This is a genomic window from Bradyrhizobium sp. Leo78 (assembly GCF_059512425.1).
Genome location: NZ_JCAMOT010000023.1, coordinates 71,961 through 93,770, shown reverse-complemented (window position 1 = coordinate 93,770; position 21,810 = coordinate 71,961). Strand labels below are relative to the sequence as shown.

19 protein-coding genes are annotated in these 21,810 nt (G+C 63.7%); 5 read left to right on the top strand and 14 right to left on the bottom strand.

Features of this window, described 5'->3' with window-relative positions; genetic code table 11:
- Nucleotides 1–36: 36 nt before the first annotated feature.
- The 8 genes from AC5ZG1_RS26395 to AC5ZG1_RS26360 all read right to left on the bottom strand — a co-directional run bounded on the left by AC5ZG1_RS26395 (nt 37) and on the right by AC5ZG1_RS26360 (nt 6,653).
- Entirely contained in the window at nt 37–330 is a 294-nt protein-coding gene (locus tag AC5ZG1_RS26395) for a copper-binding protein (protein ID WP_028162629.1), read from the bottom strand.
- A gap of 126 nt (nt 331–456) precedes the next feature.
- Entirely contained in the window at nt 457–1,071 is a 615-nt protein-coding gene (locus AC5ZG1_RS26390; protein WP_496134519.1) for a hypothetical protein, read from the bottom strand.
- The gene (locus AC5ZG1_RS26385; RefSeq protein ID WP_130229619.1) at nt 1,068–1,916 is read right to left on the bottom strand and encodes an ABC transporter permease; all 849 of its coding nucleotides are present in this window, start codon (nt 1,914–1,916) and stop codon (nt 1,068–1,070) included. Before AC5ZG1_RS26385 ends, AC5ZG1_RS26390 begins: the two co-directional genes overlap by 4 nt.
- Nucleotides 1,913–2,689: an ABC transporter ATP-binding protein gene (locus AC5ZG1_RS26380; protein ID WP_456642655.1), complete on the bottom strand. Its 777-nt coding sequence runs from the start codon at nt 2,687–2,689 to the stop codon at nt 1,913–1,915. Before AC5ZG1_RS26380 ends, AC5ZG1_RS26385 begins: the two co-directional genes overlap by 4 nt.
- Before the next feature lie 41 nt (nt 2,690–2,730).
- Complete coding sequence (locus tag AC5ZG1_RS26375) at nt 2,731–3,702, bottom strand: YVTN family beta-propeller repeat protein (protein ID WP_496134518.1); 972 nt, start codon at nt 3,700–3,702, stop codon at nt 2,731–2,733.
- A 14-nt stretch (nt 3,703–3,716) separates the two neighbouring features.
- Nucleotides 3,717–4,898, bottom strand: coding sequence for an ABC transporter substrate-binding protein (locus AC5ZG1_RS26370; RefSeq protein ID WP_496134517.1), 1,182 nt, complete (start codon nt 4,896–4,898; stop codon nt 3,717–3,719).
- Between the two features lie 201 nt (nt 4,899–5,099).
- Entirely contained in the window at nt 5,100–5,945 is an 846-nt protein-coding gene (gene fghA, locus AC5ZG1_RS26365) for an S-formylglutathione hydrolase (RefSeq protein ID WP_496134516.1), read from the bottom strand.
- Between the two features lie 87 nt (nt 5,946–6,032).
- Nucleotides 6,033–6,653, bottom strand: a complete 621-nt coding sequence (locus AC5ZG1_RS26360; protein ID WP_130229615.1) for a response regulator transcription factor — start codon at nt 6,651–6,653, stop codon at nt 6,033–6,035.
- 192 nt (nt 6,654–6,845) lie between these two features.
- Here AC5ZG1_RS26360 and AC5ZG1_RS26355 point away from each other — a divergent pair, with 192 nt between their 5' ends.
- The gene (locus AC5ZG1_RS26355; RefSeq protein WP_496134515.1) at nt 6,846–8,213 is read left to right on the top strand and encodes a histidine kinase; all 1,368 of its coding nucleotides are present in this window, start codon (nt 6,846–6,848) and stop codon (nt 8,211–8,213) included.
- 235 nt (nt 8,214–8,448) lie between these two features.
- On the opposite strand, the gene AC5ZG1_RS26350 is transcribed toward AC5ZG1_RS26355, so the two are convergent.
- Genes AC5ZG1_RS26350 through AC5ZG1_RS26340 form a run of 3 tightly spaced genes read right to left on the bottom strand, consistent with a single transcriptional unit; the run spans nt 8,449 to nt 11,235 of the window.
- On the bottom strand, nt 8,449–10,065 hold the full coding sequence (locus AC5ZG1_RS26350) for a rhodanese-like domain-containing protein (protein ID WP_496134514.1): 1,617 nt from the start codon (nt 10,063–10,065) through the stop codon (nt 8,449–8,451).
- Nucleotides 10,022–10,612 (bottom strand): cysteine dioxygenase family protein, encoded by a 591-nt coding sequence (locus tag AC5ZG1_RS26345; RefSeq protein WP_456642607.1) that lies wholly within the window; start codon nt 10,610–10,612, stop codon nt 10,022–10,024. The genes AC5ZG1_RS26350 and AC5ZG1_RS26345 overlap by 44 nt, the downstream gene beginning before the upstream one ends.
- Nucleotides 10,609–11,235, bottom strand: coding sequence for a nitroreductase family protein (locus AC5ZG1_RS26340; RefSeq protein WP_456642608.1), 627 nt, complete (start codon nt 11,233–11,235; stop codon nt 10,609–10,611). Before AC5ZG1_RS26340 ends, AC5ZG1_RS26345 begins: the two co-directional genes overlap by 4 nt.
- 506 nt (nt 11,236–11,741) lie before the next feature.
- On the opposite strand from AC5ZG1_RS26340, the gene AC5ZG1_RS26335 reads away from it, so the two are divergent.
- Nucleotides 11,742–14,180 (top strand): TonB-dependent receptor, encoded by a 2,439-nt coding sequence (locus AC5ZG1_RS26335; protein ID WP_496134513.1) that lies wholly within the window; start codon nt 11,742–11,744, stop codon nt 14,178–14,180.
- On the opposite strand, the gene AC5ZG1_RS26330 is transcribed toward AC5ZG1_RS26335, so the two are convergent.
- From AC5ZG1_RS26330 to AC5ZG1_RS26320, 3 genes are all read right to left on the bottom strand, one after another.
- The gene (locus AC5ZG1_RS26330; protein WP_496134512.1) at nt 14,177–14,551 is read right to left on the bottom strand and encodes a YkvA family protein; all 375 of its coding nucleotides are present in this window, start codon (nt 14,549–14,551) and stop codon (nt 14,177–14,179) included. The two genes, AC5ZG1_RS26335 and AC5ZG1_RS26330, sit on opposite strands and share 4 nt — an antisense overlap.
- Before the next feature lie 985 nt (nt 14,552–15,536).
- Nucleotides 15,537–15,911 (bottom strand): response regulator transcription factor, encoded by a 375-nt coding sequence (locus AC5ZG1_RS26325; RefSeq protein ID WP_130224997.1) that lies wholly within the window; start codon nt 15,909–15,911, stop codon nt 15,537–15,539.
- Entirely contained in the window at nt 15,908–16,777 is an 870-nt protein-coding gene (locus AC5ZG1_RS26320) for a S1C family serine protease (protein WP_496134511.1), read from the bottom strand. The genes AC5ZG1_RS26325 and AC5ZG1_RS26320 overlap by 4 nt, the downstream gene beginning before the upstream one ends.
- Nucleotides 16,778–16,956: 179 nt before the next feature.
- Here AC5ZG1_RS26320 and AC5ZG1_RS26315 point away from each other — a divergent pair, with 179 nt between their 5' ends.
- The 3 genes from AC5ZG1_RS26315 (at nt 16,957) to AC5ZG1_RS26305 (ending at nt 21,775) form a co-directional block, all read left to right on the top strand.
- Nucleotides 16,957–18,189 carry an amidohydrolase family protein gene (locus AC5ZG1_RS26315; RefSeq protein ID WP_496134510.1) on the top strand — a complete coding sequence of 411 codons (1,233 nt, stop codon included), beginning with the start codon at nt 16,957–16,959 and terminating at the stop codon, nt 18,187–18,189.
- 174 nt (nt 18,190–18,363) lie between these two features.
- Nucleotides 18,364–20,622: a TonB-dependent siderophore receptor gene (locus AC5ZG1_RS26310; RefSeq protein WP_496134509.1), complete on the top strand. Its 2,259-nt coding sequence runs from the start codon at nt 18,364–18,366 to the stop codon at nt 20,620–20,622.
- Nucleotides 20,579–21,775 (top strand): PepSY-associated TM helix domain-containing protein, encoded by a 1,197-nt coding sequence (locus tag AC5ZG1_RS26305; protein WP_496134508.1) that lies wholly within the window; start codon nt 20,579–20,581, stop codon nt 21,773–21,775. Before AC5ZG1_RS26310 ends, AC5ZG1_RS26305 begins: the two co-directional genes overlap by 44 nt.
- The last annotated feature ends 35 nt before the right edge of the window (nt 21,776–21,810 follow it).

Genomic DNA, 21,810 nt, shown 5'->3' with positions numbered 1-21,810 from the left:
CCTCGGCCGCGAGGGCCGAGGTTCAGTGTGATGACACTACTGCTTCTTCAGGTCGGTGATGGTCTTGGTGCTGCCGCCTTCGGAGGCGGAGAAGTTCACCTTGTCGCCGGCGTGGAAGGGTTCAAGCTTGTTGGTGTCAGTCACCTTGAATTCCTGTATTGCGCCGCTGCCTGCGCCGACCGTGCCGCTCTGCGTTTGCTGGATCGAGATGGTGCTATTCAGCCGGTCGATCTTGGTGATGGTTCCCGTCATGTTTTGTTGAGCCGAAGCCGCGGTTGCAAAGATTCCGAGGGCCGTCGCGCCCGCCAAGATGATCGTCGTTGTTCTCATCAAAACTCTCCGGGTTTCGAGATGGCTTGAGCGACAAGACGCTGGAATCACGTTTGGTTCCGGCATTCAGTCGGCGGAACCGGACAAAAGGTGAGTTTTACTGACCTTTTTGCGCCGGAACCGGCGCTACTCCATCTCTTGCTGGATCGTACGGCCAAGCGCGAACAGGCGCTGGTCGATCGTTGTCGGTACTTCGCAGACAAATCTGACCACACGTTGGCGGTCCTCGAAGATCCGTGTTTCCCACAGGAGCTGGTTACTGAGTTCGTCGATCTTGGCCTGATCGGGCGAGGACGCGTTCTGCAGCGCCTGCAGCGCGAGCGTATCGGCGCGGACCTTCTCGGCCGCCTCGCGTTGCTTGCGTGTCACCCGCTCGATGCCGTTCATGACCGAGGAACGCTGGGCGTTGAGCGAATCGAACAAGCCGGCGAACAGCAGCTTGCCGGCGGTGGTCTTGTCGGACGCGGAAGCCGCAAGGAAGTCAGTGATCGCCTTTTCGGCATCATCAAGCGGCGTGCGCCGCGCGGCCAGCTTCTCCACCAGCGCGCTGATCTTGGGGTCCTCTTTCCATTTGTTCTGGACGTCGTCGAGCGGCGGTCCCGCCCAGACCGCCGCGAGCGAAATCTCCGGCACTTTGGCCTGCGCGCAGGGCCAGTCGGGATAGCGCGGATCCGCGGCACGACCGGCGCCGTCCGAGGCCACGAGGAAAAGCAATGCTGCGACCGCAGTTCGCCCGATCATGTCTCCCCTCCCGCAGGCCCGCGCCGCGCCAATCCGCGCGAGGGATCATAGGCCAGGATCGCGCCGATCATGAAGACCGCCGTGCAGCCGGCGACGACGCCGAGCGAAATCCAGTTGATCTGGCCATACAACGCAAAGCGGATCAATTCGACCGCGTGGGTGAATGGATTGAACTGGCAGACATAGTAAAGCATCGGGCTGCCTTCCTGCACCCGCCACAGCGGATACAGCGCGGATGAGGCAAAGAACATTGGAAAGATCACGAAGTTCATGACGCCGGCAAAATTCTCGAGCTGCTTGATCCCCGAGGAGATCAGCATGCCGAGCGCCCCCAACATCAGCCCTGACAGCACCAGCGCCGGCAGCACGGTGAGATAGCCGATCGGCGGCGGCGTGATGTCCCAGAGCCATGCGATGACGAGGAAGGCATAGACCTGCAACAGCGACACCGCGGTGCCCGCCAGCAATTTGCAGAATAACAGGTAGCCGCGCGGCAGCGGGCTCACCAGCAGCGTGCGCATATTGCCCATCTCGCGGTCATAGACCATCGAGAGCGAGGATTGCATGCCGTTGAAAAGCTGGATCATCGCCATCAGTCCCGGCGCGATATAGACCTCGTAGAGGATGTAGGTCTCGTAGGGCGGAATGATCGAGATGCCCAGCACCTGGCGGAAGCCGGCGGCGAAGATGAACAGCCATACCAGCGGCCTGACCAGCGCCGAGACGAAGCGTTCGCGCTGATGCAGAAAGCGCAGCGCCTCGCGCCACACGATGCCGTTCAGGCAGGTGAGGTATTCGCCGAACGAAAAACCGCGCCGTGACGGCGTGACGGTGATGGAGCTCATGATGCCTCGCTCCCGGCTTTCCCTGCAGCCCCGGTCAGGCGCATGAAGGCGGTGTTGATGTCCTGCGCGCCAGTGTCCGCGATCACGCGTGAGACCTGGCCGCGCGCCAGCACCTTGCCCTGGTGCAGCACCACGAGGTCATCGCTTGCCGTGATCTCGTCGAACAAATGCGTGGCCCAGAGCACGCCGATGCCTTGCTCGGAGACGAGCTGTCGGACGTGGTTAAGGATGTCTGAACGGGCCTTGACGTCGAGGCCGACCGTCGCCTCGTCCAGCAGCAACAGGCGCGGCCGGTGCAGCAGTGCACGCGCGATCTCCAGCCGGCGCATCTGGCCGCCGGAGAGATCGCGCACCTTGCTGCCGGCGCGGTCGGAGAGCGCAATACGCGCCAGCACCTCGCCTGAGCGCAGCCGCGCCTCGCGCCGGCCGATGCCGTGCAGGGCGGCGTGATAGAGCAGGTTCTGCGTCACCGACAGATCGAGGTCGAGCGTGCGCGGCTGGAATACGACGCCGAGCAGCCGCAGCGCCTCGCCCGGCGCGCGGCTGATGTCGTGGCCGAAAATGCCGATGCGACCTGCCTGGATGCCGAACAATCGCGTGATCAGCGAGAACAGCGTGCTCTTGCCGGCGCCGTTCAGGCCGAGCAGCGCGGTGAAGCTCGCCGGCGCGACGTCAAAGCTCACATCGATCAGCGCGCGGCGCGCGCCATAGGAATGGCTGACGCCGTCGATCGACAGAGCGGCAACGCCGGCAGGATCGTGCCGGGCCGACATGTCCGGCGATGATTTGTCAGCGATGGGTATCTCGGCTGCTGTCATTGCGGTGCAATCGTAACGCCCCAGGGAAGTTCGCCGACCTGGATGGTCTTGATCACCTTTTGCGCGGCGACGTCGATGACGGAGACGTCGTTGGACACGCCATTGGTCACCAGCAGGTATTTCTCGTCCGGCGTGAACGCCATGTGCCAGACGCGCTGCCCGACCAGGAGATATTTGGTCACCTTGTGATTGACGGCATCGACCACCGCGATGCGGTTGGCGGGACCGAGCGCGACGAAGGCGGTCTTGTCATCCTTGGTCATGCCGATGCCGACCGGCTGGATCGCCTCGCTGCGCAGGCCGGGAATGTTGAAGGTGACCTTGCCAGTCACCACGTGCTTGACGGGATCGACGATCGACACCGTGCCGCCGATCTCGGACGAGACCCACAATTCCGAGCCGTCATGCTTGAACTCGGCAAAGCGCGGCCGGGCGTCGACCAGCACGTTGGCGACGATCTGGCGCGTCGACGTGTCGATGAAATGCGCCATGTTGGTGGTCTCGGAGGTGTTGATCAGGATCTTGCCGTCAGGGCTGATCGTCATGCCCTCCGGCTCGACGCCGACCTGGACGTCGCCGATGCGGGCGCGCTTTTCGAGATCGATCACGGTCACCGTGTTGTCGTTCTCGTTGGCGACGTACATGATCTTGCCCGCGGCATCCTGGGTGAACAGTTCCGGATCGGGACCGGAGGGTAGGGTATCCACCACCTCCTGCTTCTTGGCGTCGATCACCTGGATGGTGTCGTCGTCGCCGACCGCGACCATCACGAACTTGCCGTCGCGGCTGAATTCGATGCCGCGCGGCCGCTGGCCGACCTTGATGGTTTTCGTCACCGTCCAGCTATCGGTGTCGATCACAGAGACGGTGTTGCCCTTCTCGTTCGAGACGTAAGCCATGAAGGCGGAAGCGGGGGCGGCGGCCGCGAGCCAAAGGACCGTTCCGGAAAGCAGACAGCGGCGCCACATGCGCGATCTCTCCCTCATTGCAGCTTGCATTTCGTCTCGGGACGGTCGACGCCGAGCGTGTCGAGCTCGGAGACCTGGTGCAGGAAACCTTCCTGCGGCGACACCGAGACGACCATGCGCCCATCGACCAGAAGAATCGGCTGGCGAAGCTGCAGGTTCCAGTCGCGCAGCGTCAGCCGCGTGCCCTTGAACGCCGCCACCGAAAAATCCGGTCCCTTGAGGAAAGCAAGCAGCTTCTTCGGGTCGCCCGAGTTCGTGCGCGAGGCGGCTTCGCCGATCATGCGCGCGGCGGTCCAGGCCTGCATGTCGAGCGCGGTCATGCGCCGCGAATTCAGTTTCACGAAGCGGTTCTGGATCTGGACCGCGCCCCACTGATCCTGCGCTGCGTCCCAGCTCGTCGGCACGAGCCCGGCCGAGCCCGCGACCGGCCGCGGGTCCCAGGTGCGATAGGGCAGATAGGACGCGAAGACCTCGCTTTCATCAGCGGCAACCAGCACGTCATAGGCCGGGATCTGCTGGGTGAAGACCGGCATCTGCCGCTGGATCAGCGTCACGCCGCTGTCGGTGCGGCGGGCGCCGCCGGTGTCCTCGAAGATCTTTTCCTGCACGATCTTGGCGCCGAACCGCGTCGCCGCGCGGCGCAGCGCATCGGCATAGAGCTTGTCCTTGTCGTGTGAGCCGACCACGAGGAACCAGCGCTTCCATTGCTTCCACACCAGATATTGCGCCAGCGCATCCGCCAGCATCGAGCGCGTCGGCGCGACGTGGATCACGTTGGCGCGGCAGTCCTGCTCACGCAGCCGGTCGTCGATCGCGCCGGCGTTCAAGAGCACCGTGCCGCGATTGCGCAGTGCGTCCGCCGCCTGCAGCAGCGCATCGGGCGGAAGATCGGCGATGATGGAGCCATTGCGATCGGCGAGCGCAGTCGCGGCCTTCGCTACGTCCTCGCCTTCCTTGAGACGGACCTCTTCCAGGTTAAAGCGCTGGTTGAGGAATTTTCCGGTGGTGTTGTTGTCCTCGACCGCAAGCCGCGCGCCGGCGATGCCGTCATTCTCGGCGGGCTGCTCGATCAGCGACAGTGTCTGCTGCACGCCGGCGCGGCCGAGATAGCCGATGCCGATCTCGATCGGCTCGGCGGCACGCACGGGCACCGTCATTGCGATCAGACCGATTGCGGCGACCAGCCATCGGACCATGTTTCCTCCGAACGCCTCCTCGCCTTGACCGGCGATGGAGCTACTTGTGGGCTGCAAGATGACTGAATTGTCCTGGCTTGCAACCCCGCATTTTGTCGTTGCGACGTCCTCGATTCCGCCCGATCACGATCATGAGAGCGCGGTCTGCCGTCGCGGCAATGATGTAAATGCCGCCGTACCCGTGGCCGCAATGGAGATGGTTCAGGCCGTCAGCCGCGCGGCGTGCCAGCGCAAGTGATCGCTCATGAAGGTGGAGATGAAATAATAGCTATGGTCGTAGCCTTCCTGGCGTCGGAGCAGGAGCGGGATATTTGCCTGCGCGCAGGCCTGTTGCAGCAGTTCCGGGCGAAGCTGTTCAGCAAGGAAGGAGTCGGCATCGCCGACGTCCACCAAGAGGTCGGAAAACCGCGCGCCGTCGTCGATCAGCGCCACCGCGTCATGCTTGCGCCATGCGCTTCTGTCATCGCCGAGATAGCCGCCGAGCGCCTTGATGCCCCAGGGCACCTGTGATGGCGCAACGATCGGCGCAAAAGCGCTCGCGGCGCGATAGCGGTTGGGATGGCGCAGCGCCACCGTCAGCGCGCCATGGCCGCCCATGGAGTGGCCCATGATCGACTGCCGCACGGGATCGACCGGGAAGTTTGCCGCGACCACCTGCGGCAATTCCTGCGTCACATAGCTCCACATCCGGTAGTTCTGCGCAAACGGCTCCTGCGTGGCGTCGACATAGAAACCGGCGCCAAGCCCGAAGTCATAGGCGCCGGCGGGGTCCCCGGGTACGCCCTCGCCGCGCGGGCTGGTGTCGGGCGCCACGAAGATCAGGCCGAGATCGGCGCAGGTGTCGCGGTATTCGCCCTTCTCGGTGACATTGGCATGGGTGCAGGTCAGGCCGGAGAGATAGTACACCACCGGCAGCTTCGCGCCCGCCGGATGCGGGGGGACATAAACCGAAAAGGTCATGTCGGTCTTGGTTTCGCGGCTGGCATGCTTGTACACGCCCTGGATGCCGCCATGGGATTTGTTGGTCGAAACGGTCTGAATCGTCATCTCCAGCACTCCGGCGCTCTTCTATGTCTGCGCATAATCTTTTCGGAAAACCGCTGCCTGCAATTCCGCATCATGCGTGCGCGATCTTCAGGCGACGCCGCTCTCGATCGCCAACCGCACCAGTTCGGCTGAGGTGCGCACGCCCAGTTTCTGGCGCATGATCGAGGAGGTGTTGGCGACGGTCTTGTAGGAAGAATGAACCAGCCAGGCGATCTCGGACAGCGTCTTGCCGGCACTCAATAGGCGCAGGATCTCCATCTCGCGCGGATTGAGCTTCGACAGCGGGCTCTGCGCCGCGGCGGGGCCGGCAAAGGCCACGCGCCGCGCGATCGCGGGCGGCAGATAGACGCCGCCATTGCCGACTTCGCGGATCGCCTCGACGAGATCGTTGGGATCGCCAGTCTTCGCCACATAACCCTTGGCGCCAATCTCGATGGCGCGGGCGGCGAACACCGGATCGTCGTTCATGCTGAACATGATGATGCGCGCCGAATAGTCCCGCGCCAGCATCCGCCGCGCCAGTTCGAAGCCGGAGACGGTCGGCAAGTTGATGTCGACCACGGAGATGTCGGGACGTTCGGCGACAAAGACGCGCTCGCCGCTTTCCGCGTCGCATGCCTCAAGCAATTCGATCTCCGGCTCGTCGGCGAACACGGTGCGGCAGCCGGAAGCGACGATCGGATGGTCGTCAACGATCAGCACGCGCATGCTCGAAGTCCCGGATAGCTGCGTCAGTCCGTTGCTGCACCGCATCAGAATGCACGAGCGCGGCTCGCCCGCAGGCTGGCTCATGCATCTCCAGCGCGATTGCTGTACCCTTCGATTAGACAGACGCGGTATTTGTCTGTCAACGCTCCTCTTGATTGAGGAACCGAACGCGGGTGATCGTGGGCAAAGGCGATGTGGCAGAAACTTTCCTTGCGCGGGCGGATCAACCTGCTGCTGGCGCTCGTCCTCGCGCTCGGTCTCGCCATCAACATCGCCCGGCTTGTCGTCGAGGCAGGGCCCCGGGTCCAGGCCGAGGACCAGAGCGTCATTCGTTTGGCGCGGGAATTCGTGACCACGATCGTTGCCGGATTGAACGAGGCGCCGGATCCTGACGCCCGGCTCGACCAGATCGTTCGCGATCTGAGCCGGCTGCGTCACGTCAGCATCATGCGGCAGGACGGCGCGACCGCAAAGTCCGGGCAGGACGAGGCGACCGACAGCCGCGAGGAAGCGCGATCGCCGCCGGCCTGGTTCGTCGCGCTCGTCCATCCGGAGACAACGTCCGTTAGCGTGCCGATCTCGATCCGCGGCAAATCGGAATCGCTCGTGATCACCTCGCATCCGAATGACGAGATGGCGGAGATCTGGGACGGCATCGTCACCCAGCTCGCGATCGGTTCCGCGATCGTCGTCGTGCTTTTCCTGATCATCAGGAGCGTTGTCGGCCGTGCGCTGGCGCCGCTCGAAGAGCTGTCGCAAGCCATGGAGAAGATCGAGGCCGGGCAATACGATGTTCGGGTGACGCCGGGCGGCGCGCCGGAGCTGGCTGCGATCTGTGGCCAGCTCAACCACCTCGCGGCCACGCTCGGCGAGGCGATCGAGGACAAGCGGCAGCTTGCCGAACGCGCGTTTTCGCTGCAGGACCGCGAGCGCAAGGAGATCGCGCGCGAATTGCACGACGAACTCGGCCCGCATTTGTTCGCGCTGCGCGCTCACGCAAGCGCGTTGATGCGGCTACCTGATGCGCGCGAGGCAAGTCCGGACCAGGTGCGAAAGCACGGCGGGGCGATGCTGGAGCAGGTCAATGCGCTGCAGCAGTTCACGCGCCGGATATTGGAGAAGCTGCGGCCGGTCGGGCTCGCTGAGCTCGGACTTCACGAGGCGCTCTCTGCCCTGTTCCGCCTGTGGAAGGAATCGCATCCGGAGGTCGCGATCGAAACAACCATTTCTCCTGCACTCGGCGAGACCGGGGAGACGGCCGATCTCACGATCTACCGCGTCGTCCAGGAAGCGCTGACCAATGCCTTCCGCCATGCCGGCGCGACCGCGGTCACGGTCACCGTCGAGCCGGCGGAGCAGCCGGACAGCGTGCGGGGAAATCGCTGTTGTGCGCGGGTGCGGGTCCGCGACAACGGCCGTGGCCTCAGCCCCGATCACCAATTCGGCTTCGGCCTCACCGGCATGCGCGAACGCCTGTTGGCATTGGGCGGCTCGCTGACGGTTTCGTCGTCTGATGGCGTGACGGTGGAGGCGCTAGTTCCTACGGGTGCGCGCGCCTAGTTCCATGAGATGAGGTCGAATTGTATCCGCCAAGGGTGCTGCTCTTCACCTCTCCCATAGGGAGAGGTCGGCGCATAGCGCCGGGTGAGGGGATCTGCTCTATCGAGGGACCGTAGCCCCTCACCCGCGCCTTCGGCGCGACCTCTCCCTTCGGGAGAGGTGAACTTGCGGCAGGCCGATTCAACCTAATGACATCATACTCTAGCTGGTTGTGCCGCCCCAGACGACGTGAGACCTACACGACGTGAAAGTTGGACACTGAATCGTTTGCGAGCTGGGCGACAAGGTGCAGCTCCCAATCGATATAGGCCTGCATCGCGGCCGCCGCATTGTCTGTCCCCTCATACGGGCGCTTGTAGACATCATCAGGGTGCGAGATCCAGGAATGCCGGTCCCGCTCCAGCGGCTGATTGCTGCCGGTCCAGGCGCGCGTTCCGCCTTTCAGCACGGCTACTTTGCGCTGCGTCGAAGCGGTTGCATCCGCAAACGCGAACAGGGCTTCGTCGCCGTCGGCGCTGGTGAGAACGATCGCTCCTTCGCCGGGCAGTCGCGGCAAATCATCGGTGAAGCGCGAGGCCAGCACGAAATACGCCCCGGGGATATGGCCCGCGGCGTAAGCGGGGCTGCGCGCGAGATCAATGACGGTCCAGCTATCGGGGTTTGCGATCAGGTCCGCCACGTCGATCGTAGGGACCGAGGCTGCCGGCACGGGACGGCGCGGTGGCCGAGTGCCGGCCTCGGTCGCCCCAATCACCTCCGGCCCGACGATGTGAGCCTCCCAGCCCATCTGGATCAACCAGGATGCGGCCATGCGTGCGCGAACGCCGTCGTCATCGAACAGCACGAGCCGCGATCCGCGCACGGCAACCCATTCGTCCGTCGCCTGGACGAGCTGCCCGCCAGGTGCGGAGGCGAAGCCGGGCGGATGTCCGCGCTCGTATTCCTCCGGCGTCCGCACATCAAGCAGATAGAGCGTGCGTTCGTTCGCCTGCGCGACAAAGCGATCGAATGTGCTGCGGTCAAGCGAGGGGACGCCGACGCGCTCGGCCCATTGCGTCGCGCTGGCGAGTGCTGTGGAATAAGTCGCTTCGGGGCGCTCCAGGAACCGGTCGGTCCTGTCACGTTCGACCTGATGTCCGGCCAAGGTCCAGCCGATCGTGCCGTTTCGCAGCGCGAAGACCTTGTTGGGAAGCCCGGCATTGATCAGCGACTGCGTGCCGATGATGCTGCGCGTTCGGCCGGCGCAATTGACGATGATGGTGGTGCCGGGCGCGGGCGCGATTTCCCTTGCGCGAAACGCGAGCTCACCGCCGGGAACGCTGACGCCGCGCGGAATGCTCATGGTCCGGTATTCCTCGAACCGGCGGGCGTCGAGCACGACCAGATCGGGCTCCGTCTCGATCAGGGCCTTGACCTCGTTTGCCGACAGGGACGGCGTGTGGCGGATCGCCTCGACGAGTTCGCCGAACGCCTTGCTCGGCACATTGACGTCGCGGAACACCTCGCCGACTGCGCGGTACGCCCCCAGGCCGCCGTCGAGGATCGAAACGTCCCTATAGCCGAGCGCTGAAATGCGTATCGCCGCCCGCTCGGCATATCCTTCGCCGTCGTCGTACACGACAATGGGGGCGCCAAGCCGCGGGATCAGATCGAGAACACGCAGCTCGATCTGCGAAAGCGGCAGGGAGACGGCGAAGAACGGATGCGCCAGCGAGTAGGGGCCTTCCTCGCGCACGTCGAGCAGCGCCACCTCCTCGCCGGCCCGCCAGCGCCGGCGCAATTCGGTGGGAGCAATGAGTGGCGCCGTATCAGAGCGCTTCGGCTGCGTGCCAGAGATTGGGAATGGCTTCATTGGAGTATCCAGAGATGAATTCGCGGGCCAACCCCGTCTGCCGGTCGAATGTAGAGCGTCGTATCGTCCCGATGTTGCCGCCATAGACATGGATGCTGATCGAGGGGGCGTCCGGGAGGCCGTTCGAGATCGCATGGATGTCACCGATCTGCGGCGACACCGCGGCTACGGCGCCTCTCGGCAGCCGCACGGGTGGTCCGGCCTGCAGCGAGCCATCCGGCCGTCGTTCATAGCTCACCGAAACTTCCTCTCCACGCAGTACGCCGACCAATCCCCAGACGCGGTGATCGTGGATCGGCGTACCCTGCCCAGGTCCCCAGACGAAGCTCACAATCGAGAAGCGGTCAAGGGGATCGGCATATAGCAGATACTGCTGATAGGCTTTGCCATCGGCGACCGCAAAGGCCAGCGGAAGCCAGTCGTCCGCGCTCACCAGTGCCGCCAGCTTGGGGCCGAGCTGCGTCAGGATGGAGCTTTCGCTCTGCTCGCTTTCGACAATGCGGGCGGTATCTGCGACGAAGGATCTCAGGCTGGAGATGCCGCTCATCGTGCGGCCCCGAATCGTTCTGGAAAAACGCCCTGCTGCACAAATTCGCCGAGGGGGGCGCGATTGCTCGGCTGCTCGCGTTGGAGCAGGGCGGGCGGCAACTGCGCGCCGTCACCCTTGCGGCCGATCGCAATGGCGATTTCGACCGCAAAGCCGTCGGGCACCCCCAGCGTTGTACGGGCTGCATCAACGTCGAACCCGCTCATCCCGTGTGCCGCCCATCCAGCAAGCGCGGCCTGGTTGGCGAAGTTGGCCCAGGCCGCGCCGGAATCGAAAGAATGGGTACGTGAGAATTGAGATGCGGTCTTGCCGGGCGGCGTGAACTCTTTGCTCGACACCAGGTAAATCAACGCCGCAGCGTGCTGCGCCCAGCCGCGGTTGAACTCGATCAGCGGCGCGAGAAACAATTCGAACTCCGGCTGCCCGCGCAAGGCGTAGAGGAAACGCCACGGCTGGGAATTATAGGCGGACGGCGCCCAACGCGCGGCCTCGAAGAAGGTGTACAATTCCGCTTCGGAAATCTCGTCCTGTGCGAATCCGCGCGGCGACCAGCGGTCGACAAAGATGCGCTCCGCTGGATGTTCGGGCACGCGGGCCGTAGGAACCGGCTTGTGAAAGGTCACTTTATATCTCCCTGGCTCTCGCCACGCTGAAGTCGTTCGCGCCGATGTCGGATGATGCCGTTGCGGCGACGAGACAATAGGGAGGCATCGCGTGTCGCATGTCTCCTTCGACGCGATGGCGCGTCGGTATCCCTCGGATATCACGCCCGAACCAGCCCACGACACGGCCAATTCGGCAATGAATCGATTTTGGTAAAATTGCGCCGGGCGGGCGTCGATATTGAGAAAGTCATTTTCACATCGGGTGCTCCGCAACCCATTCATTTCAGGCAGATGCCCGCATTTGGGTTCAGCCGATCGCGTCCTGGGACGACTCCGGGATCGATTTTCCTGATTGAACTCGATCTAGAATAGCCGGCAAGCGCGCCGATGGATGCCGGCCGCGACGCGCCGGGAATTTTCCCGAAACTTTCGGGAACACTTACAGGTAGCGTATGGCTCGTCCTGCGCTCTAGTATCGCTCGAACCGGCGACAACGGCCGGACGGTGGGTGGAACGGGTGGTAAATGGCGGGCGTGCGGGTGCTGCTTGTCGCATCGATTGCGACGGGTGCTGTCGTTGTCGTCGGGAACGAGACCGGATTCGCCCAGAGCGGGGGCCAGCAGGTCGAGACATTGCCGCCGGTGGAGGTGACGCCTGCAGACCGCGCCAGGCGCGGCCGTCCTACGATGGCTCCCGTGCGCGCGCGGACAAGAGCGCCAAGGGTCGTTTATGTCCCGACCGCGCCGACGCCGACCTCGGATTCGGCCGCCGCGGTCGAAGCGGACAAGATTCCGGCGGCCGTCAATGTCGTCGACAGCAGGGAAATCGCGCGAACCGATTCGCTCAATATCACGACCGCGCTCGACCAGCGCGTGCCGGGCGTCATCGTCAATGAGGTCGCCGGCAATCCCTTCCAGCCGGATGTCCAGTTCCGCGGCTTCGTGGCGTCTCCGGTGGCAGGCACGCCGCAGGGCCTTGCGGTCTACCAGAACGGGGTACGGATCAACGAAGCCTTCGGTGACACCGTCAACTGGGACCTGATTCCAACCAGTGCGGTCAGGTCCATCGATGTTGTGACCAACAATCCAGCCTTCGGTCTCAACGCGCTGGGCGGCGCAGTCGTCGTCCAGATGAAGGACGGCTTTTCCTATCAGGGCGCCGAGATCAACACCATGGGCGGCTCGTTCGGCCGCATCCAGGGCGCGGCACAATGGGGCAAGCAGATCGACAATTTTGCCGTCTATGGCGCGCTGGAAGGTCTGCACGACAACGGCTTTCGCAACTTCTCCCCTTCCGACGTCCGCCGCTTCTACGGCGATGTCGCCCACAAGAACGACGTCAGCGAATTCCATCTCAATATCGGCCTTGCCGACAACAAGTTCGGCGCCGCGGCGACCGTGCCTGTCGAACTGCTGCAGCGATATTGGGGCGCGACCTACACCACACCGCAAACCACGGCCAATAAGGTCGGCTACTTCAACCTGACAGGAAAGGTGGAGGCGACCCCGACCTGGACCATCGAGGGAGCCGCGCATCTGCGCTTCTACAAGCAGAAAACGCAAGACGGTAACCCCACAGCGACAGAGCCCTGCGAGGCCGATGCCGGATTATTGTGCTTCAATAGCGATGATGTCCCGGCAAACGGCCTGAACGGCGTCCAGCTCGCCAATCCGTTTCCGGCGGGCGCGGTGCTTGGCGAGAACGACCGCACCACGACGAAATCGACCACGGGGGGCATGCAACTGGCGGCGACGAACACGGATCAACTCTTCGGCCATGACAACCGCTTCACGATCGGTGCCAGCTTCGACACCAGCGTCTCGAACTTCACCGCGAGTGCGGAGCTCGGCACCATCGGCCAGAACTACGTCGTCAGCGGCAGCGGCATCTTTCTCGGCCAGTCCGGCGATCCCGTCTCGATCGGCCCGGTCTCGCTGCGCACCACCAATCAGTATACCGGCATCTATGCGCTCGACACCTTCGACGTCACGAATGCGTTCTCGATCACGGCGGGCGGCCGCTATAACGATGCGCGCATCAGGCTTGAGGACCAGATCGGCACCGCCCTGAACGGCTACAGTATCTATGACCGCTTCAACCCGATCATCGGCGGCACCTACAAGATCACACCGGAGCTGACCGCCTATGCCGGCTACTCCGAAGCCAATCGCGCGCCGACGCCGCTGGAGCTGGGCTGCGCCGATCCCGCGCGCCCCTGCATCGTTGGCGCCTTCCTGGTCTCCGATCCGCCACTGCAACAGGTGGTGTCGCGCACCGTCGAGGCCGGCCTGCGCGGCACCAAGGAATTGAACATCGGCACGCTGTCCTGGAAGGTCGGCGGCTTCCGCACCACCAACAACAACGACATTCTCGCGATCCCAAGCCCGGTGCTGCAGGGCTTCGGCTATTTCCAGAATGTCGGTTCGACGCGACGACAGGGCGTCGAGGCCGAAATCCAGGTGAAATCATCCGCGCTGCAGATGTATGCGAGCTATGCCTTCATCGACGCGCGGTTCCTGGATGCGCTGCAGGTCGGCTCCAACAGTCCCTTCGCCGATGAAAACGGCAATGTGCAGATCCTGCCCGGCAACCAGGTTCCTGCGGTTCCTCGCCATCGCATCAAGGCCGGCTTCGACTATGCGCTCACCGATCAGTTCAAGGTCGGCGCGGACGCGATCTACGTCAGCGGCCAGTATTTTGTCGGCGACGACTCCAACCAGGCGCCGAAGCTGGCGTCCTACGCTGTGTTCAATGCCCATGCCTCCTACCAGCTCACCAAGAACGTCCAGATCTATGGTCGTATCGATAACCTCCTCGACAGCCGATACGCGACCTACGGCACCTTCTTCGAGACGGACCAGGTGCCCAATTTCGCCGCCGGCGGGGTAGCGTTCACCGATCCGCGCTCGGTCAGCCCGGCCCGGCCGCGCGCCTTCTATGCGGGAGTTCGGGCGACGTTCTAACCCCAATACCTGTAGGCGGCCCAGCCAAGCGCCAGCGCCGCACTGATCCAGACGAGGATGATGACGGCCATCGCGGCACGACTGGCCGGAGGCGAGGCTTCACTCGCCTTGGCGCGGCACTCGACCATGATCTCCTTCGGAACCAGCGAGATCGCGAGCCAGATGCCGAGCGGCACCAGCACGAGATCGTCGAGATAGCCGATCACCGGAATGAAGTCGGGAATGAGGTCGATCGGCGAGAGCGCATGTCCCGCAACCGCAATGGCGAGTAGCTTCGCGTACCACGGCACCCGCGGGTCGCGGGCGGCCAGATAGACAGCGCGACTGTCGCGCTTGAGCGTGCGCGCCCAAGTCTTGATGGCCTCCAGCATCTGCTCTCTTTCCACCTCTCCCGCTTGACGGCCGTTCGCAGGGAAGTTGAGCGTAACCCACTGCCTCCTGCGCCTCAAACTCCGCCGTCATTGCGACCCAACGAATCGCGCGAACGCGCGCCCGATGACAGGCTCCGCGAAGCAATCCATTCCTCCGCGTGCGACGCTATGGATTGCTTCGCTTCGCTCGCAATGATGATGTGGCTGGTTTGGGTGCGACAAATCAACCCGACGGGCAAATACCAAAAGTCTGTCCAGCCCTCGCGCGAAAAACATTCCACTTTCGCCGTCGGGCAAATCAGTGATTTAACTCCGCGCGTCTCACGGCGGATGAGGGGCGGGTCGCGATCGTCACGAACGTTGCGGTGAGATGCGGTGGACGCGGGTGTTACGACTGACGAGCGTGATATTCGCGGACGGCGAAGTCGTGTGGTCCTGGCGCCCCGACGCTGGCGCTAAGCTTCTTGCGAAGTGACGGTGGCAAAAGAGCCCGGTCACCGGGGAGAGCACGAAGTAAGCCGTAAACCATCGCGCAGGGAAAGCCGGAATGCTTCGGTTGAACCTGTGGTCCTACCCCCGTGCTTTTTGTTGCACGGGACCCACGGGTGCAACCTGCACCCGGCTTTCCCTGCGCCCTCTGCCATCGAGGAGGGTAACGGTCACGCAAACCTCGGGCGCAGCGCGCCGCGAGAACGCGAACTCACATCTGCCGTTTGAATCAGACGTAGGATGGGTAGAGCGGAGCGAAACCCATCATTCGTGCCGCTTGCTCCTTCGCGATGGGTTTCGCTCCGCTCTACCCATCCTACAGGCCTGCTGGATCGCCCGATCGAGCCGGACAATGACAGCGGAGAGCTGTTTGACATTTGAATCAGAACTGTCCGCGCGCTCATTGCGAGCCACCGGGTCGGCGCGAAAGCGCCGCCCGATGACAGGCTCCGCGAAGCAATCCACGCCTCCCCGTGGAGGGGACTCGCGCATCCCCTTACAGATGGATCACCCCGCGCCGCGCCGCATGCGCCACCGCATCGGTGCGGCCGGTGGCGTCGAGCTTGTCGAGCAGCGAGCTGACGTGGAATTTGGCGGTGTGCACGGATATCCCCAGCTGCCGCGCAATCGCCTTGTTCGAGGCGCCCTCGGCCATCAGCGCCAGCACGTCGCGCTCGCGCGGCGTCAGCTCGATCTCCGATCGTTCGCCCGCTGGCTGATCTCTTGAGACCAGCGCGATGCTCGCCGCTTCGCCCGGCGCGGCAAGGCGCAAGCCTGCGACGCCGCCAAGCAGCGATGCGAGCCGGTCCGCCAGCGCGGGATCGCCGACGTCGATGGCGACGACGAGGGGAGGCGAGGTCTGTTCGCTCACGTCTCCGGCCTTTCCCCGACCGTCAGCTTGACCCGTACCGGCTCGCCGCCCCGCTGCACCGCGACGTCGACGGTGGCGCCGACGCTGTCGGGCCCGAGCGCCCTGAGCAGCGCCCGCACGCCGGAAATCTTCTCGTCGTTCCAGCCGACGATCACGTCGCCTTGCCGGATGCCGGCGGCCGCTGAGGGGCCGGCCTTGTCGACGCTCATCACCATCGCGCCGATGCCGTCGTCGAGCTTGACCGGCTGCAGGCCGAGCCCGAGATAGCCGCGCGCGATCCGGCCATGGGTCTCCAGCCGGCCCGCCACGCGCGCGATCGTCGCCGCCGGAATGGCAAGGACGCGCCGCGCGCCGAGCACGGCCATGCCGATGGCATCGCCGGAGCCATTGAGCGCGAGCCCACCCTCGTGACTTGGCCTCAGGCGGACGTCGAGCTCGATCCGCGCATCGATGTCGCCGCCGCGCAGGCTCCGCCAGGTGCCACCGACCAGCGATATCAGGCCGAGCGCCGCCGCGGGCACGCCACGCTCGGCGGCGACGACCAGCGCCAATGATCCGAGCGCCGGTACCGCCGATGAAAATTTGGTCGGCGCGATGTTGGAGGTCTCGACCCGCAACAACGCGACATCGGTGGTGTGATCGCGTCCGGCGATGGTTGCAGCCCGCTCCGTTCCGTCGGCAAAGCGGACGATGACCTCGCCTTCTTCGGCGAGCGCCTCATCGGCGGTGACGACCAGGCCCGCTTTCCAGACAAAGCCCGAGGCGCGCGAGCGGTGCGAGTGCACGGAGACGACGGCAGGTGCGGCGCGGGCGACGATGTCGGCCATCGCGCCGGAGAATGTGGCAAGCATTGAGGGATCGGACATGGTAAAACTCCGTTGGATTTTCTCCGATCTGGGCACGCTCCTGCGCCGTTGGAAACTGCCCGGGTGGGCAGGCGTGAACCGCCGCGCCGGAACGGTATCCTTCTTGCATCAGATGTGCATTGCGGCCCTCGATACGAGGCCCAGCTTCTCAATTCTCCTTCCTGACTGGAATTCCCGATATGACTGACCTCTTGATCCGAAATGCCCGCTTGCGGGGCCAGGGCGACGCGCTTGCGGACATCGCGATTTCGGACGGTGTCATTGCCGAGATAGCGCCGCGCCTCGGCGGCGATGCCCGCCTGACGCTGGATGCGGCCGGAAACCTGGTCACGCCTCCTTACGTCAACGCACATCTGCATCTTTGCAAGGTGTGGACGCTGCCGATGATGACGGAAGCAGCGCTTGAGGCCTATCACGGCGGCGGCATGAGCGAGGCCGCGAAGGCGATCGATCTCGCCGCCGCGGTGAAGGAGACATACGATGCGTCCTGGATCATCCCGAACGCCAGGCGCGCGGTCGCGCTGGCGGCGCTGCATGGCAATCTGCACATCCGTGCCTTTGCCGATGTCGACACCAAGGCGCGGCTCGAGGGCGTCAAGGCACTGCTGGCGGTGCGCGAGGAATTCCGCGGCATCGTCGATCTCCAGGTCGTGGCATTCGCGCAGGACGGGCTTGCGCGCGAGCCGGGTGCCGACCGATTGATGCGGGAGGCGATGGTGATGGGCGCTGACGTCGTCGGCGGTATTCCCTGGATCGAATCCAATGCCGACGACATGCAGGCCCACATCGATTTCTGTTTCGATCTCGCCGCCGAGTTCAACGCCGACATCTCGATGTTGCTGGACGACGTCGGCGATCCCAACATGAAGACGCTGGAATCGATGGCGCGCCAGGCGATCTCGCGCGGCTACCAGGGACGCGCGCTGGCGCATCATTGCCGGGCGATGGCCCTCTATCCCGAATCCTATTTCGGAGAATTGACCGAGCTGTTGCGGCAGGCGCGCGTCAGCATCGTCAGCGACCCCCATACCGGTCCGTTGCACGCACGGGTCAAGGAGCTCCTGCAACAGGACGTCAATGTCTGCCTCGGGCAGGACGATATTTCCGATGCCTACTATCCATTCGGCCGGAACAACATGCCCGAGGTGGCGTTCCTTGCCGCGCATCTGTTGTGGATGACGAAGGAGCGGGACATCAATACACTCTACGATATGATCACGTCACGACCGGCAGCGGCGATCAATCTGGCGAAGTACGGTATCGAGGTGGGGTATTCTGCCAACCTCGTCGTGCTTGATCATCCTGATGTTACCGACGTGCTTCGCTTTCACACGCCTCCGGCCGCAGTCGTCAGCCACGGACGCATGATCGATCTCGCGTACATGCGCGATGTCGCGCAGCTCAAGCGATGATGTTTCTCGATGCAATCGACGCTTGTATTTCAAGAATCATTCTTGGAATGATTCTTGAAAGTTCTAGAGGTGTTCTATTGGCGGTGGCCTCCACTCCTCGCCTAAGCGTGATCCCGCTGGCGCGCCGTGGTCATTCCCGGCGCGCAGGGGGCAAGCTGCAGTCGGGGTGGTGGATTGAAGGTTCTTCGTGGGTTGGCTGTCGCCGCGTCGGCGACGGCATCGTCTTTGGTATTGTTGCCCCAGGCAACATTCGCGCAATCGAGTTCTTCGCAAACGACGCAACCGCTACCGCCGGTCACGGTCCAGGCGCCAGAAGCGCGCCGTCGCGCGCAGCCTGTGGCGCAGCGCCGCGTTCAGCGCGCCACGCAGATCACGCCGCCGCGCCACGTGCAGCCGTCACGCGGCAATACGACGGTAGTTGAGAATCCGCGCGGCCCGATCGATGGTTATGTTGCCGGGCGCAGCATGGCTGGCACCAAGACCAACACGCCGATCATGGAAACGCCGCAGGCGATCTCGGTGATCGGCAGCGAGCAGATCCGCGACCAGAAGCCGGGCAAGCTCGACGAGATCCTGCGCTACGCGCCGGGAGTCGTGGCTGGTACCTTCGGCGCGGATGTCCGCAACGACTGGTTCCTGATCCGCGGCTTCAAGTCCGACGATATCGGCCTGTTCCTCGATGGCCTGCAACTGTTCTACACATCTTACGCGAGCTGGAAGCTGCAGCCGTTCAACCTGGAGCGGGTCGAAGTCCTGCGCGGGCCTTCAGCGGTGCTTTACGGCGGCTCAAGTCCGAGCGGCATTGTGAATGCCATCAGCAAGATGCCGCCGGCCGAACCGATCCGCTATCTTGAAACCGGCGTCAACAATTTCGGCAACGCCTATGTTGCTTTCGACTTCGGTGGGCCGGTGCAAACGCAGGCCAATAACGGCCAATTATTCTATCGCGTGGTAGGCCAGGTCCAAAATGGCGGTACGCAGGTCGACTTCACTCCCAACAACAATTACTTCATTGCGCCATCGGTGACGTGGAAGCCCGATGCCGACACCAGTTTCACCGTGCTCGCATCAGCCTCGTATAACCAGACGCGCAGCCAGAACTTTCTGCCTTACGTCGGCACCGTCGTCGACGCGCCGTTCGGCCGTATTCCGACTAGCCTGTTCGCCAGCGATCCCAGCATGGATACCTTCAAGCGCGAGCAGGAAATGCTCGGCTATCAGTTCGAGCGCAATCTCTCCGACAGCGTCACGTTCCGGCAGAATGCACGCTTCGCCCATGTCGACGTCACTCTGGCGACGCTATACGGCCTCGGCTATGCCACCACGCCTGCCGCAGCCAATCTCGCGCGCGGCAATTTCGTGACCCGGGGCATCGCCAACCAGGCTGATCTCGACAGCCAACTCGAATATCGTTTCGCCACCGGGCCGCTCCGCCACACCATGCTGTTCGGGCTCGACCTGAAGCATTACAGCCTGGCTGATTGGCAGGGTTTTGGTTCTGCGACGCCGCTCAACCTGGTCAACCCTGTCTACACGCCGACCGCACCCTTCAACGGAGCTCCTTACCAGGATGCGACGCTGACCCAGAAGCAGCTCGGCGCCTATATACAGGATCAGGTCAAGCTCGACCGCTTTACGCTTGTGCTGAGCGGCCGCAACGATTGGGTTTCAACCAACAACGACAATCGTATCGGCCCGGATCAGAACCGTGACGACAGCCGGTTCAGCGGCCGTGTCGGCCTGATCTATAATTTCGACAGCGGGGTCGCACCCTATGTCGCTTATGCGACCAGCTACAATCCGATTGTCGGCCGCAACGCCGCGAACCAGTTGCTCTTGCCCGAAACCGGCGAGCAGACCGAGATCGGCTTGAAGGTCCAGCCTCTCGGCTTCAACGGCCATTTCGGCGTCGCCTTGTTCGATCTGAAACGCCAGAATGCGCTGACGACAGATCCGAACAACACGCTGCTGCAGACCCAGAATGGTGAGGTCACCTCGCGCGGCGTCGAAGCCGAAATTGTGGCCAATGTCATGCCGGGTCTCAAGGTGACCGGCTCCTTCACGACCTACAATCTATTCATCAGCAAGGACCTGAACCCTGCTTTGATCGGCAAGGCGCCGACCAACACGCCACAGCAGGTGGCGTCGACCTGGGCGGACTATACGTTCCAGGATGGGCCGCTGCGCGGGTTTGGATTTGGCGGCGGTCTGCGTTACGTTGGTGAATCCTTTGCGGACACTGCCAACACGCTGACTGTGCCAGCCGTCTTCCTTGGCGACGCGACGGTTCACTATGAATGGCAGAACTGGCGGGCCGCCTTGAATGTCGTCAATATCTCCGACAAGATCTATGTCGCAAGCTGCTCATCGTCGACCGCCTGCTTCTACGGTGATCGACGCCGGATCACGGCGAGCCTTTCCTACAAATGGTAAAAGGAGTAAGAAGCTGAAGGCACGCACCGTCAGGCTTTGGTCGCTCGTCCATACCTGGACCAGCCTGGTTTCGACCCTGTTCCTGTTGCTGTTGTGTCTTACCGGCCTGCCGCTGATCTTTCACCACGAGATCGACGAGGCGCTTGGTTATGCGCGGCAGCCGCAAGCTGCTGCCGGCCAGCGGCCGGTGCCTCCGCAGCGGATCGTTGAAGCTGCGCTCGCCGCCGACTCCGGCCGGGTGATGCAGTACATCTCCTGGGACAAGGATGAGCCCGGGCTGGTGATGGCTTTCACCAACGATGCCGTTGACGGCAAGCCGGACAATGCGACGGTGCGCGCCTTCGACGCGGTTTCGACCAAGCTGCTTGGCCCGGTCGGCACCGGCCCGATGCTGATCGTGCTGAAGCTGCACACCGATATGTTCGCGGGCCAGGCCGGCAAGCTGTTCCTCGGCGGCATGGGGCTGTTGTTCGCGGTCGCGATTGTTTCAGGCGTCGTATTGTACTGGCCGTTCACGCGCCGTTTGAGCTTTGCGACAATTCGCAAGAACAGCTCGCGTCGCGTCGGTTGGCTCGACTGGCATAATCTGATCGGCGTCGTCACCATCGCCTGGGCGCTCGTGGTCGGCTTGACCGGCGTCGTCAACACCTGGGCGGAACTGATGCTGGCGCAGTGGAAGTCGACCGAGCTCGCCGCCATGGTGGCGCCCTATGCCGGCAAGCCGCCGCCGGCGCATCTCGCGTCGCTGGACGATGTTGTTGCGCAGGCGACCGAGGCTGCGCCGGGTATGTCGATTGCGTTCATCGCATATCCCGGCACGCCCTTCACCTCCTCGCATCATTTTGCCGCCTTCATGCGCGGCGATACGCCGCTGACCTCGCGCCTGTTGAAACCGGTGCTGCTCGACGGCGAGACTGCGGCGGTTGCCGATACCCGCGCGCTGCCGGCCTATCTCCAGGCGCTCTTGGTCTCGCAGCCGCTGCATTTCGGCGATTATGGCGGGATGCCGCTGAAGATCATCTGGGCGGCGCTCGATGTGCTGACGATCGTGGTCATCGGCAGCGGTCTCTATCTCTGGTTCGCGCGCCGCAGCAGGAAGGCGCATGCCGCTGCCGCGCGGGCGGAAGGTCCCATGGCGCTCGCGTCGCGATGACCAGTCGCGCTGACCGCTCGCCCCGTTGGCTCAGC